The organism is Haloarcula sp. MBLA0163 (assembly GCF_055632435.1).
Window position 1 is genome coordinate 1,183,220 of the sequence record NZ_CM145745.1, and the last position, 12,132, is coordinate 1,195,351.

The 12,132-nt window shown below is 62.4% G+C and carries 15 protein-coding genes and 2 tRNA genes; all 17 read right to left on the reverse strand.

Going from position 1 to position 12,132, the window contains the following annotated elements:
- Positions 1-218: 218 nt before the first annotated feature.
- The gene (locus ACV7GQ_RS06255; protein ID WP_470312666.1) at positions 219-515 is read right to left on the reverse strand and encodes a hypothetical protein; all 297 of its coding nucleotides are present in this window, start codon (positions 513-515) and stop codon (positions 219-221) included.
- 206 nt (positions 516-721) lie between these two features.
- Complete coding sequence (locus ACV7GQ_RS06260; RefSeq protein ID WP_470312667.1) at positions 722-1,015, reverse strand: hypothetical protein; 294 nt, start codon at positions 1,013-1,015, stop codon at positions 722-724.
- Positions 1,016-1,411: 396 nt separating this feature from the next.
- The gene (locus ACV7GQ_RS06265; RefSeq protein WP_470312668.1) at positions 1,412-2,131 is read right to left on the reverse strand and encodes a hypothetical protein; all 720 of its coding nucleotides are present in this window, start codon (positions 2,129-2,131) and stop codon (positions 1,412-1,414) included.
- A 548-nt stretch (positions 2,132-2,679) separates the two neighbouring features.
- Entirely contained in the window at positions 2,680-4,338 is a 1,659-nt protein-coding gene (locus ACV7GQ_RS06270; RefSeq protein WP_470312669.1) for a DUF7845 domain-containing protein, read from the reverse strand.
- A complete protein-coding gene (locus tag ACV7GQ_RS06275) occupies positions 4,335-4,679 on the reverse strand; it encodes a hypothetical protein (protein ID WP_470312670.1) in 345 nt (114 codons plus the stop codon). The genes ACV7GQ_RS06270 and ACV7GQ_RS06275 overlap by 4 nt, the downstream gene beginning before the upstream one ends.
- Entirely contained in the window at positions 4,676-5,272 is a 597-nt protein-coding gene (locus ACV7GQ_RS06280) for a hypothetical protein (RefSeq protein WP_470312671.1), read from the reverse strand. The genes ACV7GQ_RS06275 and ACV7GQ_RS06280 overlap by 4 nt, the downstream gene beginning before the upstream one ends.
- A gap of 287 nt (positions 5,273-5,559) precedes the next feature.
- Positions 5,560-6,078, reverse strand: coding sequence for a PD-(D/E)XK family putative nuclease (locus ACV7GQ_RS06285; RefSeq protein ID WP_470312672.1), 519 nt, complete (start codon positions 6,076-6,078; stop codon positions 5,560-5,562).
- A gap of 504 nt (positions 6,079-6,582) precedes the next feature.
- On the reverse strand, positions 6,583-6,792 hold the full coding sequence (locus tag ACV7GQ_RS06290) for a DUF7563 family protein (RefSeq protein ID WP_470312673.1): 210 nt from the start codon (positions 6,790-6,792) through the stop codon (positions 6,583-6,585).
- A gap of 84 nt (positions 6,793-6,876) precedes the next feature.
- A tRNA-Thr gene (locus ACV7GQ_RS06295) sits at positions 6,877-6,950 on the reverse strand.
- A gap of 30 nt (positions 6,951-6,980) precedes the next feature.
- The gene (locus ACV7GQ_RS06300) at positions 6,981-7,448 is read right to left on the reverse strand and encodes a GNAT family N-acetyltransferase (protein ID WP_470312674.1); all 468 of its coding nucleotides are present in this window, start codon (positions 7,446-7,448) and stop codon (positions 6,981-6,983) included.
- Between the two features lie 45 nt (positions 7,449-7,493).
- On the reverse strand, positions 7,494-8,066 hold the full coding sequence (locus tag ACV7GQ_RS06305) for a CBS domain-containing protein (RefSeq protein ID WP_470312675.1): 573 nt from the start codon (positions 8,064-8,066) through the stop codon (positions 7,494-7,496).
- Between the two features lie 207 nt (positions 8,067-8,273).
- Complete coding sequence (locus tag ACV7GQ_RS06310) at positions 8,274-8,612, reverse strand: DUF7344 domain-containing protein (protein WP_470312676.1); 339 nt, start codon at positions 8,610-8,612, stop codon at positions 8,274-8,276.
- A 71-nt stretch (positions 8,613-8,683) separates the two neighbouring features.
- Positions 8,684-8,983 (reverse strand): DUF5785 family protein, encoded by a 300-nt coding sequence (locus tag ACV7GQ_RS06315; RefSeq protein WP_470312677.1) that lies wholly within the window; start codon positions 8,981-8,983, stop codon positions 8,684-8,686.
- Between the two features lie 114 nt (positions 8,984-9,097).
- A complete protein-coding gene (locus ACV7GQ_RS06320; protein WP_470312678.1) occupies positions 9,098-10,480 on the reverse strand; it encodes a PGF-pre-PGF domain-containing protein in 1,383 nt (460 codons plus the stop codon).
- A gap of 104 nt (positions 10,481-10,584) precedes the next feature.
- Positions 10,585-10,668 (reverse strand) — tRNA-Ser (locus ACV7GQ_RS06325).
- A gap of 40 nt (positions 10,669-10,708) precedes the next feature.
- On the reverse strand, positions 10,709-11,449 hold the full coding sequence (locus tag ACV7GQ_RS06330) for a hypothetical protein (protein WP_470312679.1): 741 nt from the start codon (positions 11,447-11,449) through the stop codon (positions 10,709-10,711).
- A 55-nt stretch (positions 11,450-11,504) separates the two neighbouring features.
- Complete coding sequence (locus ACV7GQ_RS06335; RefSeq protein ID WP_470312680.1) at positions 11,505-12,131, reverse strand: uracil-DNA glycosylase; 627 nt, start codon at positions 12,129-12,131, stop codon at positions 11,505-11,507.
- Between the last annotated feature and the right edge of the window lies 1 nt (position 12,132).

A 12,132-nucleotide genomic window follows, 5' to 3' on the forward strand; every position in this document is an offset into this window, starting at 1 on the left:
GAACGGGGGCTGTCGAGCAACCTGCCACCCCGCCGAGTCCCAGACTTGCGGCGGTTCGGAGGACTGATCGTCGTGTCCACCACCGTCTCATGTGTTATCTACGGAACTGTAGAATCAAATACATTTCGACAGCTCAATACGCAGTGGAGCGCATCTACCGGATGAGTGCGGACCAATCCCGCACGAGTCATTGTGAAACAACTGTTCGGTAGGCGTACTTATTGTCCGGTATGCCTCCAGATGACGGAGAGGGAGAGGATTCCGGCACCAATGAGGGCTATTCCGCCGAATAGAATAATCGGATGATATGTTATCTCACAGCCGTTCCCGTACGCGATACCGATGTTCTGCCACTCAAGGATGACATATCGAAACCCACGCGGCGGCGATTCGCCCGCTGAATACCCGACCGGCCCACAGGACACCACGAAATTGAAAAACAAGAGTCCTAACCCGATGAGTGGCCCCACGATAGCGAGAATGTACTGGAGAGTCGTCGGGGCACGCTGAGCCATACGACAATCCTCACCAGCAATTTGTATGAATCTGCGGTTATTCCAAGTGGTAATTTGAGTCTCCGTTGAGAGAGCGACCGTCTGTACTGACCAACGCAGGATAGCCAATTCAGTGCCGAGAAGCCTGTGCTCCCGTGCGGAGGCATCCAGTTATTTCCTCAAATCTGAACTATCGAGACATTGCAGAGATTACTCACCCTTCTCTCTTAGTTGACCTCGATGAGCTCCTCTTTTGGAAGGTAGATGTTGTTCCCAGGGGAAGTTTTTCGAGTTTCCGTTTCAGGGCTTGAGAAAATGCTGTCGTTCGATCTGTAAGAGTCCCAGTGGTCCATATTATAGTAAAATACGTTGTCACAAGCTGGACATTGTATCTCTATATGAGTCGGCGGAATGTCCCCGTCGTTCAGTTTCTTCGCATCTTCATCTGATACAGATACAGATTCAATTGAGTGAGGACAGTACTCACAGGAAATACCAAATGTGGGGTCAATTGTATGCATAGCAATCGTAGCACAGACGGTTCATATTAGATTCTAATAAAGATATTCGCTCGTCCGAGAGAAATCTGATATAGGATTGCCCGAGAAGCGTGTGTTCTAGTGCAATCTAGCCTGATTTGAACCCTGCTGACGCCCGAACTCACCGGAAAAACTAGATGATTTGCATTAGAACTGGAGAACGCGTGCATGGGGCAGAAGGACTACGACGGTGACTACGCAAACGGAAATCACTCGATTACCACCCATCAACGGTGCTGTCAGAGAGGAAACCGACTCGTCGGGTGTTACGATAAAAAGTGATGATATAAAAGGATGGATTTCGAGCGTACGATCACGTCTCCCATCCTTGCTGTGGGATCGACGAGACTGTGCAGGTATGCCTTCCCTTAGGTCAACTCAGCCCGAGACAGCTCCGTCATCGTCAGGACCAGTCGATCCCGTAGCTGATGCAGCCTGATTGTTCACGGTCAGGTTGATTTCTGAGGTGAACTCCTTCTCGAAGATGAGATTATCTGAACTGTCGTACCACTCGTACCTCGTATAGATTGTGATCACGTAGGCTTGCGAGGAGCCATCCGAATCAACCTCGAATGGGGTTGCAGGGAGTGGGTTCGAAGGAAGTCCGTAATCGTTCAGCGTTTCGCTGTCGCCATCATCAACGATCTCCCAGTAGACCTCTTCGTTTTTGTTCCCACCAGAGCCGTATCCAATATCGCTCTTGATGGTCCCTTCACGCCCGCCGTCGGAAGTGCTGATAGTTTCGCCAGCACCACCCCACGAGTCGCCTTGGGAAAGATCGAATTTTCCCGTATCGTTGAGATTCTGTCTACTGATGAGACTTCCTCGCGATTCGTTCTCTTTGCGTGCACTCGCGCCGTTAACGATGCGAGCCTGCGTGGCTGGTGCATCGAAGCCGTCCCAGCTAACCACAGAGTCACCAAAAATGGCAACATACTCCACAGTCCCGTCATTACTCGTCAAGGACGTACTTCCGAAGTTGGTTCCCCCAGTTGCGGTGGCCCCTCCTATCATCGCACTGAGACCAGCACCAGCTGCACCGAGTGTAATGAGCGATCCTCCTGCTCTCTTTAACAGCTTGCGTCTATCGATTTTCATAGTTGTTTCAGTGAGTAGCTATAACGGTCTCTGCACCCCCCTACGATCCTTCGGAGCTACTCATGCCACTGTAACCCCTTATTTTGTATTGGTAATCCACCGTTTTATTTTCAAAATGAGATAGATAGATGTTCTTAGTAACTCTCTACGTTTAGGAAGAATCTATTAGCATACCAATTATTCTTCGAAAAGAGTGATATCGCTTCCTCAGGATGGCAGCAATAGGAGTTCTAGTTCTTGGGGTCGATTTGTTCATGAAACCCGGTGTATAACCCTGTTTCTCCTGTTCGGAGAATCTTACCGGTGCGGTAGTATTGCGGTTTTGCGGTGCGGTCCAGCCCGACCGAAGGGAGGGGTGGGTATTTGGATTTGGTACCCTTCGGTACACTTCCTAAGGGGTCCTTGCCCACCGGGTGCAAAAGCGAGCGTGACACCCGTCGCTGGCGAGGTGTGTGACCGAGAAAGTTGCACGGTGGACCCATCTGGAACGCGGTTGGTATATAAACGGAACTACCTGCTGGATAGTGATGCCTCTCTGCCGGAGCCGTCTACCAGATGGGCCGATCCACGTTGTGCTTGCCGAGGAACCGACCGTTGTTCACGATTTTGCGGTCCTTCCGCATCTCGCCGTCGAGTCCGGTCCAGTCGATGAGCGCGTTCTCGAAGCGCTCGGTTGGGATCGGTGACGCCTCCGCGGCGTCGAGTCCTGAGCGGAGTATCTTCAGTATCTCCTGCAAACTCACGGGCCGCTGCAGCTCCAGCTCCAGCGGATCCTGCGTCGAGTGGACGACGATGCCGTGGCGGTTCGCCCAGCGCTCCAGCGCGCTCGGTTCGTCGTCACTACGGCGTGAGAACGGCGACGCACGCTCGGCGACGCGCTCCAGCGCGTCCATCGTGGCGTCCTTCGTCGCCCGCCAACGCTCGGCGACGTTCTCGATCTGGTCGCGAACAACGCCGTCACGGAACCGCACCATCCCATTGTCGACCTCGATGATGTCCGCGAATCGCTCGGCGGCGCGGTACACCGTCGACGCCGATTTCCCGGCCTCATCGGCGACCTCTTGGTAGTGCCGACCACCGCCGTCGGTCATCGCGACCAGCACGTCCCACGCACCTTCGGTCGTGCCCGGCCCAGTGAGTTGGTCGACCGCGTCGGCACGGGTCTGTTGCTCGAGATCCGGCATCGGGTTCGGATACACGTCGACTGCGTCATCGGCCCGTCCCGGCTCGAAATACGGGTCCTCGATCCACACATCCGAATCCGGCGCGAAGTCGACGCCGGCCCAGTGCAGCGCATTCACGACGGTCTCGCGAAACTCGTCGACGGCGGTGTCGTACCCTGTCCACTGGATGGGTGACTCGCCATCAGGGTAGTAGTCTGCCCAGTACTGACACTCAATCTTGTGATGATACAGCGGGTCGTCGCCCGTATCCTCCGAGCGGACCCACTTCGGCTGGTAGCACTTCAGTCGCTTCGCGAGCATCTGATCGGGGAGTAATCGCTGCCAGTTGTCGGGCGAGAGCGAGACGGCCTCGTAGTGGCCCTTGACATCCTCGTGATCCCACTTATGCTCGCCACGACCGCGACCGTTCGAAAACTGCGCGATGTGCTCAAGCACGCCGCCTTTGCCGGCGATCGCGCCCGTCGCGGTCTCGCGCTCGATACGCCCGTAGAGTTCCAGCGCGTAGATCGAGGACCACTCATGCGGGTTCTGGAAGTAGCTGCCGTTGATCCCGAGATGCGACGCGAGCGACTGGAGCAGCGCCAGCACTTCGAACTGCGAGAGGTTCGTTGATTCGACCTGAACGCGGATGGACTCTGGACACTCCGTCGGCATCCCGCCGATGAGATCGCCCGTGTCCTTGTTTTTCGCGTGAGGGAAGCCAGAACGGACCTTGATGTTGGCCCCCTTCTCGTTGTTCGGATCGTCGACAGCGTAGGCACTGATGCTGTACTCGTTCATGCCGCCGTCGAAGGTGGCCTGTGGCGGCGCTTCGATCTGGCCTTCCCAGAACGACGAGTTCGTGATCGCCATCTCATCGCCCAGACAGGTGAACGTCTCGTCGCGTTCGTCGAGATCGGGCTCGAACTGGCTGACGAACGCCCAGTACGGCGAGAGGCCAGCGTCATCGAAGATGAGATGCGCTCCGATACGATGGGGCTGAAGGTCGATGACGTCCTCGATGGTAGTCGAGGCCTGGCTCACTGCCGATCACCGTCCTGTGACCGAGCGGTGTCGAGATCGCGGAGCAACTGCCGTATCTTCCGAGTAAGCCACTGCCGCTCAGCAGGGTGTTCGGATTCGTCGAGTGATTGCTTCCGACGGGCAATTTTCTTCTCCAGCGTTCGGCGCGCGGACTCGCCACCTGTAGTTGTCGCCTCCTCGAAGGTGTGCCCACAGGGAAGCGTGGCATCTTCATCGAGATGCTCTCGAACGATGCCTGTAGCCTCATCAGGCGATTCCGGAGCCTCATCGAGGCCCTCAACGACAACGAAGTCATCACAGGCGTAACACCACTGCTCGAGGACGTAAGGGGCGTCGCTCATTCGTCCCCACCTCCATCAGTCGCGTACTCACCGAGCGTCGCCGGTTCCGTACTCGGACTCGTCTCACTGGTATCGACGCCCTCGGGCGAGTACCCCTCACTGAGTTGCTCGGTAGCTACCTCGTCGCGGTCCCGAAGGTCGCCAGCACTGACTCCGCCCTCACCCTCACAACAGTCACAGGGCCGCCGTGGCCCGTGCGGTAGCCGCTCGGGACGCTCGCCATGCAGGCGAAGCCACTCCTCGCGCTGATCCAGCCGGCGCAGCACTGCGTCGCGAGGCTCCTCGAGATCGATCGCTGAGTCGTAGCGGTCGTTCGCCAGCCGTCGTTCGACGGCTTTCCACGCCCGAACGCGCTCAATCGTGTCGATCCCGTCGATGAGCGAGAACACGACTTTCGCCGCGGTCGTGACGTCCCGGTCCTCGACGAGTCGCACTTGCTGGGGACCGGTCCCCTCATGGTCGATCTGCCGTCTCGTCGACTGCGCCATGAGGTCCTGATCCAGCCAGCGGGCCGGGTCCTCGCCGATACGATCAGCGAGTTTGGGACAGCGCAACCGCTCGCGGGTCTCGCTGCCCTGGTGCGGCGACGGCATTACGCACCGTCACCTCCAGACTGCGAAGTCGCCGTGCTGTCTGTGGGGCTGTTACCACCGTCAGTGAATGTAACTACGCTCTGTTGTGGGCTGTCATTTTGACCACGCTCGGTGGCTCGAGACCAGGCTGCCCACTCGAGAGAGCAGTTGCCGAACTCCTGGAAGCCGAAGTTGCGCTCGAGAGCGTCCAGTAGCCACTCGGTATAACCAACATCGGGGTTCAGGTAGTTCGAAATACTGGCCGCCTTCAGTGCCCCTTCAACAGGCGTCCACTCAGTCCGACCCATCTACCGCACACCTCCCAGAACGTCACCCAACACGTGTGGCCAGCCGAGTTTCGCGAGCGTGCCCTCCCGACGGTCAGTCTCGCGCCACCGCCCACGCACGTGTTCGTCCACAAGCGAGGCTGGGATGATGGCGACTGCCACCAACACACGCTCATCGCGGGGTGTCTCCTCGTAGACAGTCAGTCCGTAGTAGTCAGCGCCCTCCAGCAACGCCGCGTGCTGTCCGTCATCACGCCCTTTCAGCACCCACCGACCGCGGGACCGACGCGCGCCATCGCTCGTCCAGCGTTTCGCCGCTTTGATCTCCACGAGGGAACCGACCGGGACCAGCGGCGTCCCACAGAAGACGACCGGAACGTCAGCCTCGAGAAGCGACGGGCACAAGAGCTCGGTCACGACCGCATCGTGGTGGGCGTCGTCATCCGCGGCGGGCTCAAGCGCGTCGACGGCGCCGATGACCAGGTCCTCGACGTCAAGGCCGATGGCCTTCGGATCGGCCATCGCTGTGGCGCTATGCATCGGCACCCTCCCGGACAGTGGCCACAGTGAGGCCACAGTATCCGCCACGCGATAGGACGGTCCCGTCACCACGGTTTTTGCCACAGCGGCGGACCGTCCGAATGGCTCGTGCCTGGCTCCGACCTACTGCAGTGTGCAATGTGTGGCTGGACGGGCGAACAGTCCGACCTCGATAGCACAAACACTGGCGCTGCCTGTCCCGCGTGCGGTGAGACGGTACTCGACGAGTAAGACCAGTCCGCCCTGTCGTCGCGGCCGCGCTCGATGCGCGGTCCCCAGCCTCGCTCGACACCTGCCCACCATCACACCGAACTGCTGGCTCGACGTCGACGACGAAGTCGCGCGCGTCGGTCAGGCCGTAGTCTGCATCCAGTGGCTCACTGCTGAAGTGGTGGATCGTCGCGCGCGGTGTCCGAAAGACGACCCGGCCGCGAAACGCACGAAGCTCGCTCGGGATAGACAGCGCGGACGCGCCGACGTCGGTCTCGCGGACGCCACCGGCGGTCATTCCTCATCACCCCCGTCAGGCGCGATGCTGGTGCCATCCGGATCACTGCGGACGGTGTACAGCGAATCGACACCTGCGGCGTCGCGCTGCCGCGTCGCCGGGTTCGCACATTCGGGACACCCATGGAGCTGTCCGTCGTTGCCCGAGCGCACACGATAGTACCGCGCGGAGACGTGCGAACCGCAGTTGTCACACTGCGGACTCACGCCTCGACACCTCGATTAATTCCCGCCCCAGAAGGTGAACGAATGTGGGGGTTTATATGCCCCAGCTTTGAACCTGAGGCAACAAGCCAGGGGTGGGATTTGAACCCACGAACTCTCGATTACAAGTCGAGTGCTTGGACCACCCAAGCTCCCCTGGCGCTCGCGTTCGTCCGTTGCAGGGGGACTGTTTAGAGAGTATCGTTTTCGGTCGACTTCTCCAGTTCGATTCGATGGGGGGCGTAGCCGTGGTCGGCGTAGAACTCGCGGGCCGCGTCGTTCTCGGCCATCACCTCCAGCGCGACGACGTCGGCCCCCTTCTCGGTCAGCGCCGCCTCGCCGGCCCGGAGGAGTTCGCTCCCGATTCCCCGGCGGCGGTAGTCCGGGCGGACGTAGATGTTCTCGACGAGGCCGCGGGCGGTCCGCTGTTCGTACCGGCCCCGCTCCATCGCGACCATGACGAACCCGACGATGGTCTCCCCCTCGCGGGCCACGAACAGTCCGTCGGCGACGACGCGCTGGAGGACGGCCTCGCGTATCGCGGTCCGGTTCTCCGACGCGAGGAGGTGCGAGCCGTGTGCCTGCTGGTCGCCTGCGAGGGCGACCCACTGGTCGACGACGGCGTCCACGTCGGCCGTTGTCCCGAGGGTTATCTCCACACCGTACCTGGGGCGTGCGAGTGCAAAACAGTTCGTGCCGACGTTTCAGACGTCCCGGCAGTCGGTACACAGCAACTGACCGTTGAACGACGCGAGGTTGCGCGCGAGGGTGCCGCAGGCCGAGCAGATGCCCTGTTCATCGAAGGAGTCCTCGGCGGCCGTCGTGCCGTCCGCCGTCGCGCCCTGTCCGGTGGTCGCCATCTGGGCCTCCTGGTCGACCTGCTCCGTCGTCTCGCTCTCCAGCCGGGCGGTCGAGAGGATGTCGTGTTCGGTCAGCGTCCCGAGTGGGTCGCCGTCCTCGGTGACGAGCACCCAGTCCGACGACCAGGCGGCCATCTGGTCGCGCGCCTCGGCGAGGCGGGCGTCCGGCGAGACGGAAGGCACGGACTCCGTCATCACGTCGCCGACCGTGGCCGACTCGAGGCTCCCTTCGGAGACGAGATAGCCGAGTATATCCGCCTGTGTGACCACACCGACGGGGTCGTTACCGCGCAAGACCAGTGCGGTCGTCTCGTCTTCCCGAACCAGGAGTTCGCTCGTCTCGAGGAGCTCGTCAGATTCGCTCGCGCCGACGTACTCGCGGTTCATCACCTCCCGTACGGAGACCGGCTCGTTCATGTGTGTCACTATCTGCCGAGATGGCTAAAAGATACCTCCACCACGTTTATGCCATACGGTAGCGAAGACCAAGGCTAGTTCGCGACGGTGCGAGAGCAGTGGCAGCGACGGACCCACGTCTGGACGGTACAGACGGGCGTCCCGTCTGGTAGTTCGGCGGCCGGAGCGGCTGCTGCTCGGCGTCTGTGGGAACGGTGCCGGGGCGACTCAAGCCCGTCCTCGCCCGGCGATACCGCGTCGCTGGAGTTCGACGGTCCCGACCATCGAGTCGTACTCGACCACCCCTGTCGCCGTCAACTTCGGGATGTGTTCGGTGAACAGTTCCTCCCGCATCGCCTCCCGGTCGGCGTCGTCGACCGCCGATTCCGGCACCCCCCGCTGACGGGCGACCACGGCCGCCGCGAGGTCGCCGACGACCACCGGGTGGTCGCGTTCGTCGAGAATCGACAGGGCGAGCCGACGACTGTCCGCCTCGAGCAGGTCGTGGACGACGGAATCGGGGAGCGCCGCCGGGTCCGAATCGTCGTCAGTGCCTCGTGTCGCCATAGTGGACCGTACGACGGTCCCCTACAAGTATGTGTCGTGCACCCACACCACACGGAGCTCCTCTCCTCCGTTCAGGCGTGCTGGAGACGGTAGGGCCACAGGTCGGCTTCGCGGAGCGCCCGACCGAGGGCTCGGTGGAAGTCCGGGAAGTCCTCGAACTCGTCCTGGTCGACGTACTCGAAGACCTCCGCGACGCTGACGACCGTCTCGTAGTCGATACGGACCGGATGGTCACCGTACTGGTCGACGTACTCCTCGGCCGTGAGCGGGAAGTCCGCCTCCTCGTCTATCTTCTTCGCGAGGATGGCGTGTCCGTACTTCCGTCGGCCTTCGCTGCCCTCTTCCCCGTCTGGGTCGTGCGGCCAGTCCATACGTGACGCTGGGTACAGCGACACAAAAAGCATTGCTCTCCGGCGACTGCGCCGAGGGACGCCTTTTCGCGCCTCGGTCCAGCGGCAGTCTCGTGGTCGTCCGCCCCGTTCGCCCTACAGTTGGTCGAAGCCGCCGCTGTCGTTGCCACCGCCCCCGCGGCGGAGCACCAGCACGAGGCCGAAGAAGACGACGAGGGCGACGCCGATGCCACCGGCGAGGTAGACGGTGTCGATGCCCAGCACCGTCGCGGGGACGCCCGCCGGGAGCGCGATGTCCGGCCCGTCACCGGTCGCCGGGGTGTCGTCGGTCGTGGACTGACTGTCCGTGGGTCCCGTGTCGGTCGCCGGGGTGTCGTCGGCGACCTGCCCCTCGGTGATGACGATACTGCCGGCGTCCTCGTCGTTCAACGCGATCTCGTAGGTGCCGGCGTCCTGGACGTCGTGGGAGAGCCGGACGGTGCGCTCGCTCTCCGCGGGAATCGACACGGTCGTCTCGTTGACTCGCTCGCCGTCGACGACCATCGCGCCCTCGTAGTCCCCGGCGACGCTCCCGTTGTTCCGCACGACGGCCTCGAGGACGAGGCGCTGACCGCCCTCGACCTGCGTCGTGCCGAGCGACGTGTCCTCGACGGTGAACTCGGGGTCGATGTGCCCGACGGCGAACGTCGAGAAGTCCGTCGCCGTCGCTTCGTAGACGACGCTCCCAACCCGCTCCTCGACGAGCGTGGTCTCCAGGGGTTCCCAGGCGGACCCGTTACGGTGGTACACGGTCACCTCGCGCTGCTCCAGACCGATCGCTCGGAGTCGGGAGCGATTGAGCGAGAACCGCACCGTCGCCCGCTCCACGGCCACCGTCGAGTCGACGGTGAAGACGCTGGCGATGGTCGCGGACCTGCCCGACGGGACGTCGACCGTCGCCGCTGCCGGGTCCGCGTACTCGACGACTTGCTGTTCGTACGACGACGCCCCCGTCTGGACCGTCCACGTCTCGACGGCGAACGAGCGGTTCGCCGCGTCTGGGAAGTCGAGCGTGTACGGTTCGTCCGTCGGGACCGAGCCCGCACGGACCGCGACGGTCCGCTGACTGCCGGTCTGGTTGGCGACGGCTGCTGCCGCCCGCTGGACCCGAACCGTTCCAATCTTCCGGTCGTCAGCCTTGATTACGTACCGTCCCGGATCGTCGAACTGTATCGTCTCGGTGAACTGGTTCGAACTGTCGCTCTCTACGATGACGCGGTGCTCTGCTACCTTCGTATCGTTCCGTTTGATCGCGACTGTGAGGGCACCACCGTCGGTGCCAGTGTTCTTCACCCTGACCGTCACGTTGACGTCTTCGCCCGCAATTGCCGTACCAGAGTCGACCGACCCACCGCTCACGAACAGCCGTGGTGCCGCTACCGCCGGTGTAGCTACGCTGCTGACCAGCAGGAGGAGCGCGACACAGGTCGGGAGGACACGTTTCCCGGGGCTTCGGGGGGACCAAGTGAATCGCTGCATCAATTCTTTTTGAGCCACACCATCGACTTAAAACCGCCCTATCGACCTGTTTATATTCCCGTCGTTGGCCGGTAGGCGTGCGCTCGTGCTTAGATACGAGAAGACGGTGGGGCTGGGATTCGAACCCAGGAATCCGTGAGGATACCTGCTTTCAAGGCAGGCGCAATAGGCCACTCTGCCACCCCACCACAGGAGTCGCTAACGACCGACTCCTCTAAGGCCTATCGATTACTCGCGGACCAGTTCGGGCCCGCCGTCGCGCTCCCGCACGCGCAGGTCCAACTCGTCGACGAGCGCCGTCGTCCGTGGCGGCACCACGCGTCCGGTCCGGACGCGCGCTCGAAGCAGCGGGACGACCGTCCGGAGGTCGGACAGCGTCTCGACCACGGGGTTCGTCGGGAGGAAGTCGACGCCGTGGCCGGCGTCGGCGGCCCGGTCGACGAGGGTCTCGACGGCGGGCGTAGCGTAGGCGTCCGCGAAGTCTATCGGGTCGGCGAACCCGGCGTAGTAGACGCGGCCGTCCGTCGAGGGACCGAGGACGACCTCGCTGGAGCGGAGTTTCATCGCGGCGCTGTCTATCTGCTGGCGGGCCAGCAGTGCGGCGGTGGGTTCGACGGCGGCGACGGTCGCCACCCCCTCGCGGTCCAGCAGGTGCGTGACCGTGTTGCCTACGCGGGCCGCGTGGGTGGACCCCACCTGCACCTCGTAGCGGACGTCGTCGGGGCTCTGGAGGGCCTCGTCGAGGGATTCTCTGACCGCCGCCTCGGGGTCGACGCCGTCGGGGACCTGTTCGGCCGGACGGTAGTTGACGAGCAACTCGGCGCCGCTGGCCTCGACGGCGCGACAGACGTCACACAGCATCGCGGTGTACAACTCCGTGACCTCCGTCTCGTCCAGCACGTCGCCGACGAGTCCGGGGAGGACGAATTCTTCGACAGGCGGGTCCGCGAGGACAGCGACCGTGGTCATGTCCGACTGTGTGGCCGGACAGGGTTAGTCGGTTGCGTTCTCCGCCGCTACTGGCTCACCGGCCGCGTCGCCCCTTCGTCTGGCGGTAGTCCTGTCCGAGGACGTCGCTGAAGTGCTCGAGGAACGCCTCGCGCTCGGCGTCGGTCTGCTCGGCCGGCGGGAGCATGGGCAGTATCTCGAAGCCGCGGCCGCGGATGGTGGTGGCGTGACGCTCCGAGACGTCCAGTTCGTCCTCGCTCAGCGTCGTGTACTCGAAGGCTAGTTCTTCGAGGGGGCGCTGGCCGACGGGGAGGAGGAGCTCGGGGTTTATCATCCGTATCTCGCTGTTGAGGTACGGTTCGCAGTTGACGACCTCCTCCTCGGTCGCCGGCCGGTCGGGGTGGCGACAGCGGGTGACGTACGTGAGGAAGACGTTCTTCAGTTCGGGCTCGGCGGCGTCGGGGTCCTCGACCATGTCGACGGCGTGGAGGACGTCCAGCAGTTCCCGCTCCCGTTCGCCGGTGAAGGGGATGCCCGACGCGTCTGCGCCGGCGCTCGGCGAGTCGCCGAGGACGACGAACTCCGCGCCGACGTCGCCGTAGCCGTGGACCACGTGCTCCCGGGTGTCACAGAGCTCGGGGCAGTTCTGGCAGTCCTCGTCCATCCCGAACGGGTTCGAGATGGACTCCTGATTGGCGTCCATC